This window comes from Streptomyces griseochromogenes, from assembly GCF_001542625.1.
GTDB classification, from domain to species: Bacteria; Actinomycetota; Actinomycetes; order Streptomycetales; family Streptomycetaceae; genus Streptomyces; species Streptomyces griseochromogenes.
Map to the genome: position 1 here is coordinate 8,092,191 of NZ_CP016279.1, position 21,100 is coordinate 8,113,290.

The 21,100-nt window shown below is 73.1% G+C and carries 20 protein-coding genes and 1 pseudogene; 12 read left to right on the top strand and 9 right to left on the bottom strand.

The window, feature by feature from the left end:
- The first annotated feature begins 161 nt into the window (after positions 1 to 161).
- Both AVL59_RS35020 and AVL59_RS35025 read left to right on the top strand, forming a co-directional pair.
- A complete protein-coding gene (locus AVL59_RS35020; protein WP_067312775.1) occupies positions 162 to 4,019 on the top strand; it encodes a Pls/PosA family non-ribosomal peptide synthetase in 3,858 nt (1,285 codons plus the stop codon).
- A 74-nt stretch (positions 4,020 to 4,093) separates the two neighbouring features.
- Positions 4,094 to 5,437 (top strand): M1 family metallopeptidase, encoded by a 1,344-nt coding sequence (locus AVL59_RS35025; protein ID WP_067312777.1) that lies wholly within the window; start codon positions 4,094 to 4,096, stop codon positions 5,435 to 5,437.
- A 92-nt stretch (positions 5,438 to 5,529) separates the two neighbouring features.
- Here AVL59_RS35025 and AVL59_RS56190 read toward each other — a convergent pair.
- The 3 genes and pseudogenes from AVL59_RS56190 to AVL59_RS35040 all read right to left on the bottom strand — a co-directional run.
- Positions 5,530 to 5,637: pseudogene (locus AVL59_RS56190) on the bottom strand (gluconate 5-dehydrogenase); the annotation flags it as partial.
- Between the two features lie 61 nt (positions 5,638 to 5,698).
- Complete coding sequence (locus AVL59_RS35035) at positions 5,699 to 7,096, bottom strand: GntP family permease (RefSeq protein ID WP_067312780.1); 1,398 nt, start codon at positions 7,094 to 7,096, stop codon at positions 5,699 to 5,701.
- A gap of 30 nt (positions 7,097 to 7,126) precedes the next feature.
- The gene (locus AVL59_RS35040) at positions 7,127 to 7,645 is read right to left on the bottom strand and encodes a gluconokinase (protein ID WP_067312782.1); all 519 of its coding nucleotides are present in this window, start codon (positions 7,643 to 7,645) and stop codon (positions 7,127 to 7,129) included.
- Positions 7,646 to 7,788: 143 nt separating this feature from the next.
- Here AVL59_RS35040 and AVL59_RS35045 point away from each other — a divergent pair, with 143 nt between their 5' ends.
- Positions 7,789 to 8,490, top strand: coding sequence for a FadR/GntR family transcriptional regulator (locus tag AVL59_RS35045; RefSeq protein ID WP_067312784.1), 702 nt, complete (start codon positions 7,789 to 7,791; stop codon positions 8,488 to 8,490).
- A gap of 11 nt (positions 8,491 to 8,501) precedes the next feature.
- On the opposite strand, the gene AVL59_RS35050 is transcribed toward AVL59_RS35045, so the two are convergent.
- A complete protein-coding gene (locus tag AVL59_RS35050; protein ID WP_067312786.1) occupies positions 8,502 to 8,873 on the bottom strand; it encodes a YchJ family protein in 372 nt (123 codons plus the stop codon).
- Between the two features lie 114 nt (positions 8,874 to 8,987).
- Here AVL59_RS35050 and AVL59_RS35055 point away from each other — a divergent pair, with 114 nt between their 5' ends.
- Genes AVL59_RS35055 through AVL59_RS35065 form a run of 3 tightly spaced genes read left to right on the top strand, consistent with a single transcriptional unit; the run spans position 8,988 to position 11,737 of the window.
- On the top strand, positions 8,988 to 9,299 hold the full coding sequence (locus AVL59_RS35055) for a dsRBD fold-containing protein (protein ID WP_067312787.1): 312 nt from the start codon (positions 8,988 to 8,990) through the stop codon (positions 9,297 to 9,299).
- An 11-nt stretch (positions 9,300 to 9,310) separates the two neighbouring features.
- The gene (locus AVL59_RS35060; protein WP_067318111.1) at positions 9,311 to 10,612 is read left to right on the top strand and encodes a phosphoribosyltransferase family protein; all 1,302 of its coding nucleotides are present in this window, start codon (positions 9,311 to 9,313) and stop codon (positions 10,610 to 10,612) included.
- A gap of 9 nt (positions 10,613 to 10,621) precedes the next feature.
- On the top strand, positions 10,622 to 11,737 hold the full coding sequence (locus tag AVL59_RS35065; protein ID WP_067312789.1) for a CapA family protein: 1,116 nt from the start codon (positions 10,622 to 10,624) through the stop codon (positions 11,735 to 11,737).
- A gap of 9 nt (positions 11,738 to 11,746) precedes the next feature.
- Here the strand turns inward: AVL59_RS35065 and polX are convergent, their stop codons facing one another.
- The 4 genes from polX to AVL59_RS35085 form a co-directional block, all read right to left on the bottom strand.
- Positions 11,747 to 13,474, bottom strand: coding sequence for a DNA polymerase/3'-5' exonuclease PolX (polX, locus tag AVL59_RS35070; RefSeq protein ID WP_067312791.1), 1,728 nt, complete (start codon positions 13,472 to 13,474; stop codon positions 11,747 to 11,749).
- A 9-nt stretch (positions 13,475 to 13,483) separates the two neighbouring features.
- Positions 13,484 to 14,110 carry a cytochrome b/b6 domain-containing protein gene (locus tag AVL59_RS35075; RefSeq protein WP_067312793.1) on the bottom strand — a complete coding sequence of 209 codons (627 nt, stop codon included), beginning with the start codon at positions 14,108 to 14,110 and terminating at the stop codon, positions 13,484 to 13,486.
- On the bottom strand, positions 14,094 to 14,828 hold the full coding sequence (locus tag AVL59_RS35080; RefSeq protein ID WP_067312795.1) for a molybdopterin-dependent oxidoreductase: 735 nt from the start codon (positions 14,826 to 14,828) through the stop codon (positions 14,094 to 14,096). Before AVL59_RS35080 ends, AVL59_RS35075 begins: the two co-directional genes overlap by 17 nt.
- A 100-nt stretch (positions 14,829 to 14,928) precedes the next feature.
- On the bottom strand, positions 14,929 to 15,945 hold the full coding sequence (locus tag AVL59_RS35085; RefSeq protein ID WP_067312796.1) for a hypothetical protein: 1,017 nt from the start codon (positions 15,943 to 15,945) through the stop codon (positions 14,929 to 14,931).
- Positions 15,946 to 16,328: 383 nt separating this feature from the next.
- On the opposite strand from AVL59_RS35085, the gene AVL59_RS35090 reads away from it, so the two are divergent.
- From AVL59_RS35090 to AVL59_RS35105, 4 genes are read left to right on the top strand one after another with little or no spacing between them, the layout of a single operon-like run.
- Positions 16,329 to 17,222 (top strand): DMT family transporter, encoded by an 894-nt coding sequence (locus AVL59_RS35090; protein ID WP_067318113.1) that lies wholly within the window; start codon positions 16,329 to 16,331, stop codon positions 17,220 to 17,222.
- Positions 17,223 to 17,256: 34 nt separating this feature from the next.
- Complete coding sequence (locus AVL59_RS35095) at positions 17,257 to 17,772, top strand: NUDIX hydrolase (protein ID WP_067312798.1); 516 nt, start codon at positions 17,257 to 17,259, stop codon at positions 17,770 to 17,772.
- A gap of 22 nt (positions 17,773 to 17,794) precedes the next feature.
- On the top strand, positions 17,795 to 18,187 hold the full coding sequence (locus AVL59_RS35100; protein WP_067312800.1) for a YidH family protein: 393 nt from the start codon (positions 17,795 to 17,797) through the stop codon (positions 18,185 to 18,187).
- Positions 18,175 to 18,498 (top strand): DUF202 domain-containing protein, encoded by a 324-nt coding sequence (locus AVL59_RS35105; protein WP_067312802.1) that lies wholly within the window; start codon positions 18,175 to 18,177, stop codon positions 18,496 to 18,498. The genes AVL59_RS35100 and AVL59_RS35105 overlap by 13 nt, the downstream gene beginning before the upstream one ends.
- A 36-nt stretch (positions 18,499 to 18,534) precedes the next feature.
- Here AVL59_RS35105 and AVL59_RS35110 read toward each other — a convergent pair whose 3' ends face one another.
- Positions 18,535 to 19,485: an NADP-dependent oxidoreductase gene (locus AVL59_RS35110; protein ID WP_067318115.1), complete on the bottom strand. Its 951-nt coding sequence runs from the start codon at positions 19,483 to 19,485 to the stop codon at positions 18,535 to 18,537.
- A gap of 113 nt (positions 19,486 to 19,598) precedes the next feature.
- Here AVL59_RS35110 and AVL59_RS35115 point away from each other — a divergent pair, with 113 nt between their 5' ends.
- The gene (locus AVL59_RS35115; RefSeq protein ID WP_067312803.1) at positions 19,599 to 19,898 is read left to right on the top strand and encodes a hypothetical protein; all 300 of its coding nucleotides are present in this window, start codon (positions 19,599 to 19,601) and stop codon (positions 19,896 to 19,898) included.
- A gap of 174 nt (positions 19,899 to 20,072) precedes the next feature.
- The gene (locus AVL59_RS35120) at positions 20,073 to 21,095 is read left to right on the top strand and encodes a phosphotransferase family protein (RefSeq protein ID WP_067312805.1); all 1,023 of its coding nucleotides are present in this window, start codon (positions 20,073 to 20,075) and stop codon (positions 21,093 to 21,095) included.
- The last annotated feature ends 5 nt before the right edge of the window (positions 21,096 to 21,100 follow it).

Consider the following 21,100-nt stretch of genomic DNA (forward strand, 5'->3'; position numbering starts at 1 on the left):
GGACACACGGACGGTCCTGCCGAGTGGCCCGGCGAAGAGGCGGCGCCTAACGTCGTACTAATATATCCGGCTTGTTACCGAGCTGGAGCCGGACAACCCCAGGCAGACCTGCGGGCCCGCCAGCGCCCCGGAGGCTTCCGGGTTCGAGACGCGAGGACCGGATGGCAGCCATACACGAGGGCAGTGCCCTTGGGCTCGACGAGGAGATCCGCGAGCAGTTCGGCGACAGGGCACGCTTCTCCGCGGGGCCGGCCGCCTCGCCGCGCACGCTGGTGGACGTCTTCGACGCGACCGTGCGGTCGTATCCGGACGAGCCGGCCCTGGACGACGGGACGACGAGCCTGACGTACCGGGCGCTGGCCGCCGAGGTGGAGCGTCTGCGGCAGCGGCTCGCGGGCGCGGGGGTCGGGCTCGGGGACCGGGTCGGTGTGCGGGTTCCCTCGGGGACCAATGAGCTGTACGTGGCGATTCTCGCGGTCCTCGCCGCCGGTGCCGCCTATGTGCCCGTCGACGCGGAGGACCCGGACGAGCGGGCCGAGCTGGTGTTCGGGGAGGCGGAGGTGCGGGCCGTCATCGGGGCCGGGCACTCCCTCTCCGTGCAGGCCGGCTCCGGCTCCCCCGCCGGACGGCCCCGTACCGGGCACGACGCCTGGATCATCTTCACCTCAGGGTCGACCGGGAAGCCCAAGGGCGTCGCCGTCACGCACCGCGGCGCCGCCGCCTTCGTGGACGCCGAGGCGGCCCTCTTCCTCGTCGACGAGCCGATCGGGCCCGGCGACCGGGTCATGGCGGGGCTCTCCGTCGCCTTCGACGCGTCCTGCGAGGAGATGTGGCTGGCCTGGCGGTACGGCGCCTGTCTGGTGCCCGTCCCGCGGTCTCAGGTCAGAAGCGGTGCCGATCTGGGGCCCTGGCTGGTCGAGCAGGAGATCACGGTCGTGTCGACCGTGCCGACACTGGCCGCGCTGTGGGAGCCCGAGACGCTCAACGACGTACGGCTGCTGATCTTCGGCGGTGAGGCCTGTCCGCCCGAGCTGGCGCAGCGGCTGGTCACCGAGGGGCGCGAGGTGTGGAACACCTACGGGCCGACCGAGGCGACGGTCGTGGCCTGTGCGTCGCTGCTCACGGGTGAGGAGCCGGTGCGGATCGGGCTTCCGCTGAACGGCTGGGAGCTGGCCGTCGTCGACGAAGCCGGTGAGCCCGTGCCCATGGGCGGCAGCGGGCAGCTGGTGATCGGCGGGGTCGGGCTCGCGCGGTATCTCGACGCCGAGAAGGACGCCGAGAAGTACGCGCCGCTCACGTCGCTGGGCTGGGAGCGGGCCTATCGCAGCGGTGACCTGGTGAAGGCCGAGCCCGAGGGGCTGATCTTCCTGGGGCGGGCCGACGAGCAGATCAAGCTCGGCGGGCGGCGGATCGAGCTCGGCGAGGTGGATGCCGCGCTGCAGGCGCTGCCCGGGGTCGCCGGGGCCGCCGCTGCCGTGCGCACCGCCCGCAGCGGCAATCAGCTCCTCGTCGGGTACGTCGTCACACAGGACGGCTGGGACCACGCGGCGGCCGTCGAGAAGCTGCGCGCGGAGCTTCCGGCCGCGCTGGTGCCGCTGCTCGCGCCGGTCGCCGAACTGCCGACCCGTACGTCGGGAAAGGTGGACCGGGGCGCCCTGCCCTGGCCGCTGGAGGGCGTGGAGGCCCCCAAGGCCGACCTGTACGGCACCGAGGCCTGGCTCGCCGAGCAGTGGGCGGAGGTGCTGGGCATCCCGGTGACCGGCGCCACCGACGACTTCTTCGCGATCGGCGGCGGCAGTCTGGCCGCCGCCCAGCTCACCACCCGGCTGCGCACCCGCTACCCGAGCGCCGCCGTCCTCGACATCTACCAGCAGCCCACCCTGCGCAAGCTGGCCCGGCGCCTGGAGGCCTCGGCGCAGGACGACGGCGCGCGGCGGACGGTCGCCCCGGTCCCGCCGCGTGCCCAGGCCGTCCAGCTTCTCCTGCTCGTCCCGCTGGTCACGCTGCTCGGGCTGCGCTGGACGGTGCTCCTGGCCGCCGCCGGGAACCTGCTGCCCGGCTACGCCTGGCTGCCGACGGCCCCCTGGTGGCTGCTCGCGGCCTGCGCGCTGCTGTTCTTCAGCCCGCCCGGCCGGATCGCGCTCGCGGCGGGCGGGGCGCGGCTGCTGCTGCGGGGCCTCGAGCCCGGGCGGTATCCGCGCGGCGGGAGCGCGCATCTGCGGCTGTGGACCGCCGAGCGGCTGGCCGAGTTCAGCGGGGCCACCTCGCTGACCGGATCCTGGCTGGAGCGGTACGCGCGGGCGCTGGGCGCCAAGGTGGGGCCCGAGGTGGACCTGCACTCGCTGCCGCCGGTCACCGGCATGCTCCGGCTGGGGCGCGGGGCGGCCGTGGAGTCCGAGGTGGACCTGAGCGGGTACTGGCTGGACGGTGACCGGCTGGAGGTCGGGCCGGTGAGGATCGGCGCGCACGCCGTCGTCGGGACGCGCAGCATGCTGTTCCCGGGCGCGCGGGTCGGCAAGCGGGCCGAGGTGGCGCCGGGTTCCGCGGTCACCGGGCAGGTGCCCACCGGCCAGCGGTGGGCGGGCGCGCCCGCGGTCAAGCTCGGCAAGGCCAAGCGCAACTGGCCCAAGGAGCGGCCGCAGCGGGGCACGTACTGGCGGGTGATGTACGGCGTGGCGGGCATCGCGCTCGGCGCCCTGCCGTTGCTCGCGGGCGTGGCCGCGCTGCTGGTCGCCCGGGTCTTCGTCACCCCCGGCAGCTCACTCACCCAGGCCCTGCGCGGGGCCGCGCTCGGGCTGGTCCCGGCCACGCTCGCCTACGGGCTGGCGTACGCGCTGCTGATCCTGATCGCCGTACGGCTGCTCAGCCTGGGCCTGCCCGAGGGCACGCATCCGACGCACAGCCGGGTCGGCTGGCAGGCGTGGACCGTGACGCAGCTGATGGACCGGTCCCGCCAGACGCTGTTCCCGCTGTACGCCGGGCTGGTCACGCCGGTGTGGCTGCGGCTGCTGGGGATGCGGATCGGGCGGGGCGCCGAGGTGTCGACGGTGCTCGCGCTGCCGAGTCTGACCACCGTCGGCGAGGGGGCCTTCCTGGCCGACGACACGCTGACGGCGCCGTACGAGCTCGGTGGTGGCTGGGTGCGGATCGGGCGTGCGCAGATCGGGCGGCGGGCCTTCCTCGGGAACTCCGGGATGACCGCTCCGGGACGCAGCGTGCCGGACGGCGGCCTGGTGGGCGTGCTGTCGGCGACACCGAAGAAGGCCAAGAAGGGCACCTCGTATCTGGGGCTGCCGCCGGTGAAGCTCCCACGCAGCGCCGCCGACGCGGATCAGAGCCGTACCTACGACCCGCCGGCCCGGCTGCTGTGGGCGCGCGGTCTGGTGGAGCTGTGCCGGATCGTGCCGGTGCTGTGCTCGGCCGGGCTGGCCGCGGGGACGGTGGCGGCGCTGTGTGCGCTGGGCCCGTGGGCCTGGGCGCTGTCGGGTGCGGTGCTGCTCGGGGCGGGTGCCCTGGCGGCGGTCGTCTCGGTCGTCGCGAAGTGGCTGCTCGTGGGGCGGCACCGGACCGGGGAGCATCCGCTGTGGAGCTCCTTCGTGTGGCGCAACGAGCTGGCGGACACGTTCGTGGAGGTGCTGGCGGTGCCGTGGCTGGCCGGGGCCGTGCCGGGGACGCCGGTGATGACGGCGTGGCTGCGCGGGCTCGGCGCGCGCATCGGCAGGGGCGTGTGGGTGGAGAGCTACTGGCTGCCGGAGACGGATCTGGTGACCCTGGAGGACGCCGCCACGGTCAATCGTGGCTGTGTGCTGCAGACGCACCTCTTCCACGACCGGATCTTGCGGACGGATACTGTGGTCCTCCGTGAGGGCGCCACACTGGGCCCTGGCGGGATCGTGCTGCCCGGCAGCACGGTCGGGGCCCGTACGACCCTGGGTCCCGCGTCGCTCGTCATGGCCGCGGAGTCCGTCCCGGACGACACCCGCTGGCTCGGCAACCCGATCGAGGCATGGCGTCCGTGAGCGCGGCCTTCTCGGGGCCGGTGGGCGGTGCACCGGCACGGAGTGGTGGCACAGCGCAGGGAGCGGACACAGCAGTGGCAGTTCAGCAGTCGGTCGGCCCGGACCCGTACTTCCCGGACAACGGTGACTCCCGCTACCGGGTGCACCGCTACGAGCTCACGCTGGACTACCGCCCGGGGCCGAACCGGCTGGCGGGCACGGCCCGGATCAACGCCATCGCGGGACGGGCGGCGCTCACCGAGTTCCAGCTCAATCTGGCCGACTTCAAGATCGGCCGGGTGCGGGTGGACGGCCGGCAGCCGCACTACACGCACCGCGGCGGCAGGCTGCGCATCCGCCCGGCCAAGCCGGTCCGGGCCGGGGCCGCCTTCACCGTCGAGGTGCACTGGTCCGGCAACCCCAGGCCGGTCTCCAGCCCCTGGGGCGGGATCGGCTGGGAAGAGCTGTCGGACGGGGCGCTGGTGGCGAGCCAGCCGATCGGGGCGCCGTCCTGGTACCCGTGCAACGACCGGCCCGCCGACAAGGCGTCGTACCTGATCTCGGTCACCACACCGTCCGCGTACGCGGTGGTCGCGGGCGGGCGCCTGCTGACCCGTACGACGAAGGCCTCGACGACCACCTGGGTGTACGAGCAGGCCGCGCCCACGTCCAGCTATCTGGTCGGTCTCGCGATCGGCAAGTTCCAGACGGTGCTGCTGGGCGACCCGGGACCGGGCGGCATCCCGCAGCACGGGCACATCCCGGCGCATCTGCTCCCGGAGTTCTCCCGGGACTTCGCGCGGCAGCCCGCGATGATGGAGCTGTTCCAGGAGCTGTTCGGGCCGTATCCGTTCGACGAGTACGCGGTCGCGGTGACGGAGGAGGAGCTCGATGTGCCCGTCGAGGCACAGGGGTTGTCGCTGTTCGGCTCCAACCACGTGGACGGCGCGAGGGGTTCGGAACGGCTGGTGGCGCACGAGCTGGCGCACCAGTGGTTCGGCAACTGCGTGTCCATCGCCGACTGGCGGCAGATCTGGCTGAACGAGGGCTTCGCCAAGTACGCGGAATGGCTGTGGTCCGAGCGCTCGGGCGGCCGCAGCACCCAGCAACTGGCCGCCGTCGCACACCAGTTGCTGTCCACGCTGCCGCAGGATCTGCGGCTGGCCGACCCGGGCCGCAAGTCGATGTTCGACGACCGGCTCTACGAGCGGGGCGGCCTGACCCTGCACGCGGTGCGCTGCGCGCTCGGCGACGACGCGTTCTTCCTCATGCTGCGCAGCTGGGTGCGGCTGCACCGGAACGGGACGGTGACGACGGCGGCGTTCACCGCGCATGTGGCCCGGTTCACCCACGGACCGCTGGACGGGCTGTTCCAGGAGTGGGTGTACGGGTCGAAGCTGCCGCCACTGCCGTCGCTCGGCACGCGCACGACGGTCTAGCCGGGGCCGTACCCGCACGCTTCGGTCCGTCGCGACGGCGCCCGGCCCGTACGGCGTCGTCCGGCGGTGCCGGACTCAGCGCGGCCCGGTCGGAGCGGGCCCACCCGCTCCTTGACGTCGGCGATCCCGGCGGCCACGGACGGGCCGTCGGTCACGTCGAACACCGCCGTGCGCACCCGGTCGCCGGGCCGTGCGGCCGCCGATGTCGAAGAGAGGGCGGGCCGTCATCGCCGTATCGCTCCCAGCCGAGCCGTGACGTTCCTAGACGACCAGGGACAGCAGCAGGACCAGACCGCCGGCGACCACCGAGATGATCGTCTCCATCACCGACCAGGTCTTGACGGTCTGTCCGACGCTCAGCCCGAAGTACTCCTTCACCAGCCAGAAGCCGGCGTCGTTGACATGGCTGAAGAAGAGCGAGCCGGAACCGACGGCCAGGACGAGCAGAGCGGTGTGGGTGGTCGACATGTCGGCGGCCAGCGGGGCCACGAGACCCGCGGCCGAGACGGTCGCCACCGTGGCCGAACCCGTCGCCAGCCGGATCGCCACCGCGATCAGCCAGGCCAGCAGGAGCGCCGGGACCGACCAGTCCTTGGAGATCTCCAGGATCATCCGGCCCACGCCGCAGTCGATGAGCGTCTGCTTGAAGCCGCCGCCCGCGCCGACGATCAGGAGGATGCCGGCGATCGGCATCAGGCCCTTCTCGACGGTCTGCTGGAGGCGCTCCTTGCCGAACCCGGCGGGCCGGCCCAGGGTGAAGAAGCCGAGGAGCACGGCGGCGAGCAGCGCGATCAGCGGGGAGCCGATGACGTCCAAGACCCGCTGGGTCATCCGGGTGGGGTCGTCGACGACGATGTCCACCAGGGCCTTGGCCAGCATCAGCACCACGGGCAGCAGCACGGTGGCGAGGGTCGCGCCGAAGCCGGGCCGGTGCTCCAGTTCCTCGGAGGCGCGCTGCGGGAGCATGCGGTCGGGCACCGGGACGTCCACCCAGCGGACGGCGAACCGCGAGAAGACCGGACCGGCGATGATCACCGTCGGTATCGCGACCAGGATGCCGAGCGCCAGGGTCACCCCCAGGTTGGCCTTGACCGCGTCGATCGCGACCAGCGGGCCGGGGTGCGGCGGGATCAGGCCGTGCATCACGGACAGACCGGCCAGGGCCGGGATGCCGATGCGCATGACGGGGTAGTTGCCGCGCTTGGCGACCATCAGCACGACCGGGATCAGCAGCACGATGCCGACCTCGAAGAAGAGCGGCAGACCGATCACGGAGGCGATCAGCACCATCGCCCAGGGCATGGCGCGGCCCTGCGCCCTGGCGAGGATCGTGTCCACGATCTGGTCCGCGCCGCCGGAGTCGGCGAGCAGCTTGCCCAGGATCGCCCCGAGCGCGATCAGGACGCCGACGCCGGCCACCGTGCCGCCCAGGCCGGTGGTGAAGCTGGTGATCACCTTGTCGAGCGGCGCCCCGGCGACGGCCCCGAGCGCCAGCGAGCCGAGGGTCAGGGCCAGGAAGGCGTGCAGCTTGAACTTGGTGATGAGGAAGACGATGACGGCGATGCCCGCCAGGACGGCGATGCCCAGTCGGGCATGACCGGCCGAGGTGATCGGCTGGACGGTGTCCGCTGCCAGCATCCCGACGCTGAGTCTGGTCACGGGGTTCCCTTGCAGGTACGGGGGTGGGTGCTAGGCGGAGGTGTCGGGAAGCGCGTCCAGTGCCCGCACGGCGCGTTCGGTGATCTCCTCGGGGCTGCCGCCGACGTCCACGGCGACTCCGGCCTCGTCGGCCTGGAGTGGTTGCAGCGCGGCGAACTGGGAGTCCAGCAGCGCGGTCGGCATGAAGTGGCCCCGCCGCCGGGACATCCGGTCCTCGATGAGCTTCCGGTCGCCCGTCAGATGCACGAAGACGATCCCTGGGGCCACGGCCCTGAGCCTGTCGCGGTACGACCGCTTCAGCGCGGAGCTGCTGACCACACCGCCCAGCCCGGCCCGTCCGTGCGCCCAGCGGCCGATGGCGTCGAGCCACGGCCACCGGTCGGCGTCGTCGAGCGGGATCCCGGCCGACATCTTGTCGACGTTGGCCTTGGGGTGGAAGTCGTCGCCCTCGGCGTAGGGGACGCCCAGCCGGGCGGCGAGCAGCGGACCGATCGTGGTCTTGCCCGTCCCGGCGACGCCCATCACCACGACGACGTGGGGGGTACGCATCTCTGCCTCGCTGTCTTCCTCGACATCCGACGCCGACATCCGGCGTCGGCCACACTGAAACCCATTAGGTCCGATGAATTCAAGGGTGTGTGACATATAAGTCTGACTTTTTGTGGCTGTGATCCACGCCGTACGCTGAGTGCATGACCACAGCGGGCCGGGGGCTGCACGGCCGTGTACTGGACACCCTCGGCCCAGCGATCACGGCGGGCGAGTACCCGCCGGGCAGCGTGCTGCGCACGGACGAACTCGCCCAGCATTTCGAGGTGTCGCGCTCCGTGATGCGCGAGGCGGTGCGGGTACTGGAGTCCATGCACCTGGTCGAGTCCCGGCGCCGGGTGGGCGTGACGGTGCGCCCCAGGTCCGAGTGGAACGTCTACGACCCGCAGGTCATCCGCTGGCGTCTGGCGGGCGCCGACCGGCCGCACCAGCTGCGCTCGCTGACCGTGCTGCGCTCGGCGATAGAACCGGTGGCGGCGGGTCTGGCCGCCAGGCAGGCCACCGCCGAACAGTGTGCCGAACTCACCGAGTGCGCGCTCGGCATGGTGGCCAACTCACGCGGCCACCGGCTGGAGGAGTACCTGGTCCATGACATCGCCTTCCACCGGGTCATCCTCACGGCCTCGGGCAACGAGATGTTCGCCCGCCTCGGCGACGTGGTCGCGGAGGTGCTGGCCGGCCGGACCCATCACGAGGTGATGTTCGAGGACCCCGACCCGGCGGCCGTCACCCTGCACGTCCGGGTCGCCGAGGCGGTCCGGGCCGGCGACGGCGCCCGCGCCGAGGAGCTGACCCGGGAGATCACCGTGGGCGCCCTCCACGAACTGGACATCCTGGCGCCGTAGCCGGGCCGGCGTTATTCGAGGAAGTCCCCGTCGACGTACGCCCACGCCCCGTCCACCCGCTCGAACCGGCTGCGCTCGTGCAGCGAACCGCCCCGGTAGGAGGCGCGGAAGGTCACGGTGCCGGTGGTGTGGAAGGCGGAGCCGTCGGTGGTGTCCAGGATCTCCAGGCCCGTCCACTTCATCCGGGGATCCAGGTCCAGCCCCTCGGGCCGGGTCCGCGGGTGCCAGGTGCGCAGGAGATGGCCCGCGTCCCCCTTCACGAAGGCGCTGTAGCGCGACCGCATGAGCGCCTCGGCACTCGGGGCGGCGGCACCCGCGTGGAAGCGGCCGCAGCAGGCGTCGTAGGACTCGGGACGGCCGCAGGGGCAGGTGCGCGTGGTCATGCCCCTATTCTGCCCGGGCCAGGGGAGGCGCCCGCCGCCGGTGCGGTGCACAGTGGAAGAGGAGACGCGTCGGCGCGTCCCGCGGCCTCGCGACGCAGTGAGGAGAGACGGACGATGACTCGACCCCTGAGCAGCCGTCCTCCGTCCGTCAAGGAATGGCGGCTGAACCTCTATCTGTCCGAACACGACCCGGACACCACGGCCCGGATCGTCCTGGACACCGGTGACAACGTCCTGGAGAGCCACGCGGAGGCCCGCCGGAACCCCTACGACCGCGCGATACCGGAGATCGGCGACGAACTCGCCGCCGGACGCGCGCTGATCGCCATGGGCCGCCGGCTGCTGCGCGCGGCCGCGGGCGACATGAAGGCGGTCGGAGCGGACGAGACGGAGACTCCCGTGCCGCTGTGGCTGCCCCGGGAATGACGGGGCCCGCCGTGCTCTTCACCGACCGACTCGAAGCGGGGCGGCGGTTGGGCGCCCGCCTGGAGTATCTCCGGGGCCAGGACGTCGTGGTGCTGGGGCTGCCGCGCGGCGGTGTGCCGGTGGCGGCGGCGGTCGCCGAGGCGCTCGACGCGCCGCTGGACGTGTGCCTGGTGCGGAAGCTGGGCGTGCCCGACCAGCCAGAGCTGGGGATGGGCGCGATCGGCGAGGACGGCGTGCGGGTGATCAACCAGGAGGTGCTGCGCCACACCGGCGTCGGCCAGGCGGACCTGGACCGGGTCGAGGCGCACGAGCGCGGGGTGCTCGAACAGCGCGCCGCCCGCTACCGGGGCGCGCACGCGCCGGTGGGCATCGCGGGCCGGACCGTCGCGGTGGTCGACGACGGCGTGGCCACGGGCTCCACCGCGCGGGTGGCCTGCCGGATCGCCCGGGCCCGGGGCGCGGCACGCATCGTGCTGGCGGTCCCCGTGGCACCGCGGGACTTCGCCCCGCGCCTCGGTGCGGACGCGGACGAACTGGTCTGCCTCGACACCCCGCTCGACTTCTTCGCGATCGGCCAGTTCTACGGCGACTTCACGCAGGTCGGCGACGAGGAGGTGACGGCCCTGCTGCGGCAGGCGGCCAGGCGCCAGGAGCGCTTCGGCACGGGACCCGAGGACCGCGAGGCGGAGGTGGCGGCCGGTGCCGTACGGCTGCGCGGGCGGCTCACCCTGCCCTCCGGGGCGAGCGGGATCGTCGTCTTCGCCCACGGCAGCGGCAGCGGCCGGCACAGCCCGCGCAACCGGTTCGTGGCCGAGGGACTGAACCGGGCCGGCCTCGGCACCCTGCTGTTCGACCTGCTCACCGAGGCCGAGGAGCGCGACCGGAGCAACGTGTTCGACATCGCGCTGCTGGCGGGGCGGCTGGCCGGTGCCACGGGCTGGCTGCGCGAGGAACCCGACACCGAAGGGCTCGCCATCGGCTACTTCGGCGCCAGCACCGGCGCGGCCGCCGCCCTGTGGGCCGCCGCGGAGGTGTCGGCGCGCCCCGCGGCGGTCGTCTCCCGCGGTGGCCGGCCCGACCTCGCGGGGGCGCGGCTGCCCGAGGTGACGGCGCCCACGCTGCTCATCGTGGGCGGCGCCGACCCGCAGGTGCTCGGCCTGAACCGGGAGGCGCAGGCCCGGCTGCAGTGCGAGAACCGGCTGGAGGTCGTGCCCGGCGCCACGCACCTGTTCGAGGAGCCCGGCACGCTGGAGCGGGTGACCGAGCTGGCCCGCGACTGGTTCACGGACCACATGGCGCCCGCGCACGTGTAGGCGGGGATCATGCGCGAGGGGGCCGTCACCCTGTTCCTCGCCGGTGACGTCATGCTCGGCCGGGGCGTCGACCAGATCCTGCCGCACCCCGGTGATCCCGCCCTGCGCGAGGACTACGTACGGGACGCCCGCGACTACGTCGCCCTGGCGGAGGCGGCGAACGGTCCGATACCGCGGCCGGTCGGCCACTCCTGGCCCTGGGGCGAGGCGCTGCCGGTGCTGGAGCGTGCCGCGCCCGACGCACGGGTGATCAATCTGGAGACCGCCGTCACCCGGGACGGCGACTTCGCACCGGGCAAGGGCGTCCACTACCGGATGGACCCGGCCAACCTGCCCTGTCTCGGCGTGGCGCGCCCCGACGTCTGCGTCCTCGCCAACAACCACGTGCTCGACTTCGGACCGCTGGGTCTTGCGGAGACCCTGGACTGCCTGGCGGCGGCACGGCTGCGTACGGCGGGGGCGGGCCGGGACGCGGCCCGCGCGTGGCGGCCGGCGAGCGTCCCGCTGCCGGCGGGCGGACGGGTGCTGGTCTTCTCGTTCGGCATGCCCTCAAGCGGTATCCCGCGCGGCTGGGCGGCCACCGCCGAGCGGCCCGGAGTGGCGTTGGTCGCCGCGCCGACCGCTCAGGCCGCGGCCGCCTTCGCGGACCGCCTGCGGCGGGCGGGGCGGCCCGACGACCTCGTGGTCGCGTCCGTCCACTGGGGCTCGAACTGGGGATACGCCGTCTCCCGCGCCGAGGTCCGCTTCGCGCACGCGCTGGTCGACGCCGGTGTGGACGTCGTGCACGGCCACTCCTCGCACCATCCGCGTCCGGTCGAGGTGTACCGGGACCGGCTCGTCCTGTACGGCTGCGGTGACCTCGTCGACGACTACGAGGGCATCGGCGGCTACGAGCGCTACCGGGACGACCTCCGGCTGCTGTACCTGGCCTCGCTGGAGCCCGGCACGGGCCGGCTGACCGGCCTCAGGATGGTGCCCCTGCGGGCGCGCCGGATGCGTCTGGAGCACGCGTCGGCCGGCGACACCGCGTGGCTGTGCACCGCCCTGGACCGGTGCAGCCGTCCCCTCGGCACCCGGGTGGAGCAGGAGGAGGACGGCACCCTCACGGTGCGGCCCCTGCGGTGAGCGGGGAGGTCAGTTCCGGCCGCTCTTGCGTAGGAAGCGGCGCAGGCGGGTCAGCGTCCAGGTGTTGATCACGTCGTCCTTGGTGAGCCAGCCGCGCTGCGCGGTGCCGACGCCGTAGCGCAGGTGGGCGAGGTGGAGGACGGAGTGGGCGTCGGTGTTCACGGCGAACCTCACCCCGTGCCGCCGGGCTCGCAGGATGTCCTCGTCGCGCAGGTCCAGGCGGTCGGGCTGGGCGTTGACCTCCAGCGCGGTGCCGGTGCGGGCGCACGCGGCGAACACCTCGTCCCAGTCGGCGTCGACGCCCGGCCGCTTGCCGATCAGCCGCGTGGTGGGGTGGCCGATGACGTTCACGTACGGGTTCTCGCAGGCCCGCACCAGCCGCCGGGTCATCGCCCGGCGGTCCTGGTCGAAGTGCGAGTGCAGGGAGGCCACGCACAGGTCGAAGCCGGCCAGGAACTCCCCGGGCCAGTCCACCTCGCCGTCCGGACCGATGTTGAGTTCCGTTCCGTGCAGGAGCCGCATCCGGCGCCGGGTGCCGTCCAGCTCCCGCAGCCGCTCGCGCTGGGCGAGGATCTTCTCGTCGGTCATGCGCTGCATGTACAGGTTGGGCGCGTGGTCGGTGACCGCGTAGTACGCGTAGCCGCGTCGGGCGGCCGCCTCCACCATCGTCTCCAGCGACGCGAGGCCGTCGGTGAGGTCCGTGTGGGTGTGCAGGTCGCCGCGGATGTCCCGCTCGGTGAGGATCTCGGGCAGCTCGCCGCGCAGCGCGGCCTCGATCTCCCCGCGGTCCTCCCGCAGCGCGGGCGGGATCCAGGGCAGGCCGAGCCGGGCGTACACCTCCTCCTCCGTCCGGGAGGCGAGCGACTTCCCGCTCCTCGTGTCGAACAGGCCGTACTCGGAGAGCTTCAGACCTTCGCGCACGGCGATGGTGCGGGTGCGGATGTTGTGCGCCTTGGACCCGGTGAAGTACTGCATCCCGGCGCCCCACGACCTGGGCGGCAGCACCCGGAGGTCGACCTGGACGCCCTTGTGGGTGCGGATCGACGTCTTCTTCTCCCCGTGCGCGATCACCTCCGCCGTCGACGGCATCGAGACCAGGGCGTCCATGAAGGGCGCCGACCGGCCGGCCGCGACGAGGACGTCGATGTCGCCGATGGTCTCCCTCATCCGCCGCAGCGATCCGGCGTACGCGCTGCTCTCGCAGCCGGTCACCGCGGACAGCTCGGCGAGGACCTCCTCGGCGGTGTCGAGGGCCAGGTGGACCGGGATGCGGTCGCCCGCCTGCCGCAGCAGCCGGATGCCGTGCAGGATGTTCTCCTGCGTCTTCTCGCCGAACCCCTTCAGATCGGCCAGCGCGTCCGCCTCGATGGCCGCGGTCAGCTCGTCCACCGACGAGATGTGCAGGTCCTCGTAGAGCCGCAGTGCCTTCTTCGGGCCCAGCGTGGGGATCGCGATCAGTTCGCGCACCCCGTCGGGGATCCTCGCCCGGCGTTCCTCGACCGCGGCGACCTTCCCGGTGCGCAGGTACTCGAGCACCTTCTCGGCGATCGACCTGCCCACGTTCGGGATCTCCATGAGCCCGTCGGCGTCCAGTCCCGAGACGTCGGCGGGGTGGCCGCCGATGGCACGCGCGGCCTTCTCGTAGGCGCGTGCCTTGAAGGCGTCGCCTCCCGTGATCGCGATGAGGTCCGCGTACTCCCCGAGGAGCGCCTCGACCTCTTCATTGCGCCGGGCCACCCCTCAAGTCTAGGGACGCCACAACGGGTGCTCCCGCTTCGCCCACTCCCGGCTCACCGACCCCGTCCGCAGCCCGCGCCGCGCCTCCGGGTCCCCCAGTGCCATGCCGATGTGGCCGGCCAGGACCACGCCGATCGTCAGGGCCAGCCAGTCGTGGACGAAGGTCGCCGAGGTACGCCACATCAGCGGGGTGAGGTGGGTGAACCACATCATCAGGCCGGTGCCGAGCATGACCAGGGTGGCGCCGGCGATCCAGGCCGCGTAGATCTTCTGGCCGGCGTTGAACTTGCCCGCCGGGCGCGAGGAGTGGCGCTTGTCCCGGACCAGTGCGGCGCGCAGCCAGGTGCGGTCGTGCGGGCCGAAGCGGTTGAGGAAGCTCAGGTCGGTACGGAGGGCGCGGGAGGCCAGGCCGAGCAGGACGGGCACCGGCAGGGCGAGGCCCGCCAACTCGTGGACGCGCACGACCAGTTCGCGGCGGCCGACGAGCACGGCCAGCTGCGGGATGTAGAGGCAGGCCGCGGTGATCACGCACACGCCCATCAGCGCGGCCGTCGTGCGGTGCACCCACCGTTCGGCGCGGCTGAAGCGGCGGATCCGGGCGTTCGGCGGCGCCGGGGTCTCAGCTCGTACGCTCATCGGTGCGTCCGTTCGAGCGGCCGACCCAGGCGTCGACGTCGTAGCCGAGGTTCTCCCAGTAGCCGGGCCTGACGTGGTCGGTGACGGTGATGCCGGAGAGCCACTTGGCGGATTTGTAGAAGTACATGGGGGCGACATAGAGGCGGACCGGGCCGCCGTGGTCGTGGCCGATGTCCTTGTCCTGCATGCGCAGGGCGACCAGGATGTCCGGGCGGCGGGCCTGGTCGAGTGTGAGGCTCTCGCTGTAGGTGCCGTCGAAGCAGGTGAAGCGCAGGGCCTTGGCGGTCGGCCGTACGCCGGCCGCGTCCAGCAGGTGGGAGAGCCGTACACCCTCGAAGGGGGTGTCCGGGACCCGCCAGCCGGTGACGCACTGGACGTCCTTGACCAGCCGGGTCTGCGGCTGGGCGCGCAGGTCGGCGAGGGTGTAGGTGCGCGGGTGGTCGACCAGGCCGTCGATGGTCAGCCGGTAGTCCGCGGGCCCCTTGTGCGGGACGGACGCGGCGACCGAGTAGTAGCGGAAGCCTCCGCCGTTGGGCAGGAGGCCGGTCAGGCCCGTCGGGTCCTTGCCGGCGACGGCGGCGAGGACGCCCTCCATGCCGCGTTGCAGCACGGGAGCCGAGACCACGCCGAAGGCGCCCAGGCCGAGGGTGCCGAGGAAGACCCGGCGGCCGATCGGCCTGCCCCGTGCGTCGGGTCCCTCGGATGGTTCAGAGTTCACGCATTCATTCGAGCACTTCCGGCCCCCGGGAGGCCAGGGAGGGCGGCCGGCGGTCAGACTTCCGTAAGCACTTCTCACCCGGGGCGTGGAACACCGCGCCTCACAAGGCCGCGCCGAGCGAGCGGCAGCGGGCGGCGCGGAAGGCCTGCCGGCCGTCGCGGTGCGGATAGGACCAGGGGGCCGGGGTGGCGTGCCGGCCGATGCGCTGGAACAGGGCCGCCGCCTCGGCCGGGCGGCCGGCCGAGGACATGGCGTAGGCCAGGTGGTTGAGGTCGAGGTGGCGGCGGGGGTGGTCGTCGTGCTCCCATTCCAGCCACCAGTCGAAGGACGCCCGCAGGATCCGCCGGGCCCTGGGGCCCGACCAGTGCCCGCAGGCGGCCGGGTCGGCGGGGGCGAGGCCGGTGGCGGCCAGGACCCGGTAGCGCTCGGCGTACGCGACCACCGGCAGGACGGCCAGCGGGGAGTCGGCGGGGGCCTCGGCGGCGGCCCGCTCGGCGAGGTCGTACACCTCGTGGGACTCGGCCCGGCCGCTCTGGGGCCGCTCGGCGAGACGGGCGACCAGCAGATGGTGGGCGTGGTGGTGCTCGGGGTGGCGGTCGCGCAGTTCCGCGAAGGCGCCGAGCAGCTCGCTCTCCGGGCCCAGGGTGCGCGCCAGCAGGAGCAGGCCGAGCCAGGGGGTGGGGTCGGCGGGGGCGAGCGCGGCAGCGGCTTCGCAGGCCTCGCGGGCGCGGTCGGGTTCCTCTTTGCCGCGCAGGGCGCGGTGGACCAGGGCCAGGGCGAGCAGGGTGGCGGCGTCGGCGGAGCCCGGCTCGGCGAGCTGCCACTCCCGGGCCCAGGCGGCGGCGTACGGCTCGGCGGCGAGCCCGGTGACGCGGTGGCCGCGGCGGTCCCAGTCGTCGCCGGTGTGCAGCAGCAGCGAGCGGGCGGCCTGCCAGCGGCCCTGGGCCAACGCGGCCCGGGCGGTGCGGAGTCCGGCGTCGTCGAGAGCCTCGTCGAAGGCGCCGCCCTGGGCGCCTTCGGAGGCGGTGGATAAGGCGCCGGAGTCGTCCGGGGCGCTCTCGCCGGACGACTCCGTGAGGGCCCGGCGAGCGCCGAGCAGGGGCAGGGGTGGGGGCACCGCGGGACTTCCTGTTTCTCGGGCTGCTATCGACCGATCACGCACAGCAAACCCTCAGCCAAGGATCGCGTCAAGCGGAACCCGAAGTGTTACTGGCTTCAATCACCTTGACACGAGCGGCACTTGACACATGGGAGCCCTGGTCCGGGTACTCCGGAGGCGGGCGGCGACGGATTTCTGTGGCGTACGCCATGGCGCCGGGCGTCCGGGCGGCTCACCATGGGCCGCACGGTCCCCCGCCGGCGGCCACCCTAGCGACCGACCGGGCGGCGGGACCGGCCAACTGCCCGGTTCCGGGCGCTCTCCGGGGCAATGCGGCCCCGGGAGCGCTACAGTCGGCCATTACGCGTCCATGGTCCGGCCGGATGATCGAGGTACGCAGCGTGTCCGTTCTGGTTCTCCTGCTCGCCGTGAGTGCGGCCTGTTGCGTCGGCTTCGGGTTCGTGCTCCAGCAGAACGCCGCCCAGAAGGCACCGCTCGGCGACTTCCTGTCCTTCCGGCTGCTGCTGGACCTGATGCGGGTGCCGCGCTGGCAGGCCGGCATCGCCCTGATGGTGGCCGGCATGGCGCTGGGCGCGATCGCCCTCGGCAAGGGCGAGATCTCCCTGGTCGAGCCGTTGCTCGCGACGAACCTGCTGTTCGCGCTCGCCCTGTCCCGCCACCAGACCAAGCAGCCTCTGGGCCGCCAGGGCTGGACCGGCCTCGCCCTGCTGGCCGGCGGCGTCACCGCGTTCATCGTGGCGGGCGAGCCGCGCGGCGGCCACGCCGTCTCCGATCCGGTGCGGCACTGGCTGATCATCGGCGCGATGCTCGGCGCGGCCATGGTGCTCACGACGTACGCCAAGCGGTCCCGGCTCAGCTGGGGCCCGGTACTGCTGGCCACCGCCGCCGGGCTGCTGTACGGCGTGCAGGACGCGCTGACCCGCGTGAGCGGCACCCGCTTCGGCGCCGGCGGCCTCACGGAGCTGCTCACCGGCTGGCAGCCCTACGGTGTGCTCGCGCTCGGCGTCACCGGCCTCGTCCTGGTGCAGAGCGCCTTCGAGACGGCTCCGCTGCGCATGTCGCTGCCCGCGCTCACCGCGGCGCAGCCGCTCGCCGGGATCCTGTGCGGGGTGGGCTTCCTCGGCGACCGGCTGCACACCGACACCGGCGCGCTGGCCTGGGAGGCCGCGGGGCTCGCGGCGATCGTCGCCGGCATCGTGCTGCTCGGGCTGCACCCGGCGATGCCGCGCGGTACGGCGCGCAGGGAGCCCGCCCGGGACCTCCAGGCACGCTGAGCCGCCCCGGTCCGGGTCCTGCTTGGATTGGGGCATGAATCCTGCTGACGAGATCCTCGACATCGTCGACGAGCACGACCGGGTCGTCGACCGGGTCCCGCGCGGCGAGGCGTACGCCCGGGGCCTGCGCCACCGGTGCGTGTTCGTCCGGGCCCGGGACGCGGCCGGACGCCTCTTCGTGCACCGCCGCACCGCGACCAAGCTGGTCTTCCCCTCCCTCTACGACATGTTCGTCGGCGGAGTCGTCGGAGCGGGCGAGTCCTACGACGAGGCCGCGCTGCGCGAGGCCGAGGAGGAACTGGGGGTCAGCGGTCTGCCCCGGCCGGAGTTCCTCTTCAAGTTCCTGTACGACGACGGGACCGGTAAGAGCTGGTGGTCGGCGGTGTACGAGGTGCGCTGCGACCTGCCGGTACAGCCCCAGGCGGAGGAGGTCCAGTGGTACGACTTCCTGCCCGAGGACGAGGTGGAGCGGCGGCTCGGCACCTGGGAGTGGGTCCCGGACGGGCTCGCGGCGTACGAGCGGCTGAGGGCGTTCCGCGCCGCCCGGTGAGGCCACCGGTAGGGTCCTGCGCGTGATCGAATTCGTGCGTAACGTCCGGCTCTGGTTCGCGCCGGAACAGGTACGGGAAGAGGGCAGCACTCCCGACTACCGGTTCTCGCTGGCCAACGAGCGCACGTTTCTGGCCTGGTTGCGGACCGCGCTCGCGCTGATCGGCGGGGGTTTCGCGGTGGACCAGTTCCTGCCCGACCTGCGCTGGGCGTGGCGGGTCGGCCTCGCGCTCGCGCTGCTCGGCGCCGGCGTGCTGTGCTCGCTGCGCGCGGTGAACCACTGGGTGCGCTGCGAGCGGGCGATGCGGCGGGGCGAGGATCTGCCGGCCTCCCGGTTCCCGGCGCTGCTGAGTCTGGTGGTCGCGGTGGTGGCCGTGGCGATGGTCGTGGTGGTGCTGGTCGGATGGGAGGGGTGAGCCCACCGGGCCGGGATCCGGGGCTGCAGCCGGAGCGGACCCGGCTGGCCTGGCGGCGTACGACGCTGTCGAGCACCGTGGCGGCCGTACTCGCCGTGAAGACCGCGCTGCACGGTGGCGCCTCGGCCCTCGGGATCGTGGTGTGCGCGCTGTGCTGCGCGCTCTGGCTGGGCTTCCTGTGGGTGGCCCACGACCGCATCCGGGTCCTCGAGACGAGCCCCCGCCCGGCCGCGCTGGCTCCCCGGCACGCGACGACGGCGGTGCTGTGCGCCGTGGCGATGGCGGTGTGCGCGGCCGTACTCGTCTTCTAGCGGCCGTACTCGCGGTCCGGCGGCCGCGCTCGTGGTCTAGGGGGTGGCTTCCTCGGCCGCCCAGTCCACCGTCACCACGATCTTGCCGCGGGTGCGCCCCTCCTGGCTGAGCCGGTGGGCGTCCGCCGTCCGCTCCAGCGGGAACGTCTCCTGGACGTGCACGGACACGGCCCCCTCCTCCGCCAGCCGGGACAGCTTCGTCAGATCCTCGGCGTCGGCGCGGGCGAAGCAGTAGCGGCCGCCGTAGCTCAGCACCTCGGAGTCGGCGATGGACGCGAGCCGGCCCTCGGGCGCGAGCAGGTCGGCGGAGGTCTTCAGCGTCTCGCCGCCGATGGTGTCGAAGGCCGCGTCCACCCCCTCGGGAACCAGTGCGCGCACCCGGTCGGCCAGCCCCTCGCCGTGGGCCACCGGCTCGCCGCCGAGGCCCCGCACGAAGTCGTGGTTGTGCTCGCCCGCCGTGCCGATCACCCGGGCGCCGAGGTGGACCGCGATCTGGACGGCCAGCGAGCCGACCCCGCCGGCCGCCGCGTGCACGAGGACGGTCTCGCCCCGCTCGACCTCCAGCGCCTTGACGAGGACCTGGTAGGCGGTGAGCCCCGCGAGCGGCAGCCCGGCGGCCTCCTCGAAGGACAGGTTGCGCGGCTTGCGGGCCAGAGTGCGCACGGGCGCGGCGACGTACTCGGCGAAGGTGCCCCGGGACAGGAAGTCCTCGCGGACGTAGCCGATGACCTCGTCGCCGACGGAGAACTCCGGCACCGAGGTACCGGGCTGCACCACCACCCCGCTGACGTCCCAGCCGGGGACAACCGGGAAGACGACGTCCAGGACCGCGTCGAGATAGCCCTCGCGGCACTTCCAGTCGACCGGGTTGACGGCCGCCGCGCGTACCTTGACCAGCACCTGGTCCGGCCCGACCTTCGGGTCGCGCACGTCGCCGTACTCCAGCACCTCGGGTCCGCCGTAGCGGCTGTAGCTGATGCCCTTCATGTCCACGACCCTCCGGGGTACTCGTACGCCACGCAACCGGGATGCCCCAATATGCGCCTTTCGCGTGGCAGCCTTTCCGACGTCATCACCCCGTACCACCGAAGGCGAGCACCATGACCACCCTCCACCAGGAACACTCGGCGCACGGCACACACCGCCACGGGCCGGACTGCGGGCACACGGCCGTGCCGCACGGCGACCACCTCGACTACGTACACGACGGACATCTGCACCGGGAGCACGACGGCCACTGGGACGAGTGCGAGCCGGCCGGCCACACCCCGCACGAGGGCCACGAGCACGTGCACCACGAGGAGTGCGGGCACGCGCGCGTGCAGCACGGCGACCACGTCGACTACCTGCACGACGGGCACCGGCACGCCGAGCACGGGGACCACTGGGACGACCACTGACCCTGCCGGCGGGCAGGGACCGACGGCTCCCCGGGAGAAACGCGCCGGGGAGCCGTCGGCCCATCGTGGCTCCGGTCACGTTTCCCCTCACGTTCGACCTGCGCACTGGACGGCATACCGACCGGTCGGCATCATGAGTCGAGTTCCTGTTCATCCCGTTCGTAGGAGTGACGTATGAGCGCCGACCATCCGCCCGGACTCGATCTCGACCGGCTGCGCGGCCTGCTCGACCGTGAGCGGCCGGGGCTGGTGAACGGCCCGCTGACCGGCCGGCTGATCGAGGGCGGCCGGTCGAACCTCACCTACGCGCTCTCCGACGGCACCTCGAAGTGGGTCGTCCGGCGGCCGCCGCTCGGGCATGTGCTGGCCACCGCGCACGACATGAAGCGCGAGCACCGGGTGATCAGCGCGCTGCACCCGACCGAGGTGCCGGTCCCCCGCCCGGTGCTGCTGTGCGAGGACGAGGAGGTGCTCGGGGCGCCGTTCTACGTCATGGAGTTCGTCGAGGGCACCCCGTACCGCACCGCGGCCCAGCTCGCCCCGCTGGGCGCGGAGCGCACCCGCAACGCCGTGCTGTCCCTGGTGGACACGCTGGTCGGACTGCACGCGGTGGACCCCGCGGAGGTGGGCCTCGCGGACTTCGGCCGGCCCGCGGGCTTCCTGGACCGGCAGCTGCGCCGCTGGGGCAAGCAGCTGGACGCCTCGCGCAACCGCGAGCTGGCCGGCATCGACGAGCTGCACGCCGCCCTCGGACGCGCCCTGCCCGCCTCCCCCGCGCCCACCGTGGTGCACGGCGACTACCGCCTCGACAACGTCCTGATCGGGGACGACGACCGGATCAAGGCCATCCTCGACTGGGAGATGTCGACCCTCGGCGACCCGCTGACCGACCTGGGCCTGCTGGTGATGTACAGCCAGCCGCTGGGCATGGCCGAATCCCCCGTGTCCACGACCGCCGAGGCTCCGGGGCACCCGTCCCCGCGGGAGCTGATCGAACGGTACGCCGCGCGCTCGGGGCGCGATGTCTCCGCCGTCTCCTGGTACACGGCGTTCGCCTGGTTCAAGCTCGCCGTGATCCTGGAGGGCATCCACTACCGGTACACGCTCGGCCAGACGGTCGGGCGCGGCTTCGACCGGATCGGCGAACTCGTGCCCGTCTTCATCGACCACGGACTGACCACTCTTCAGGAAGGCTGACCGGA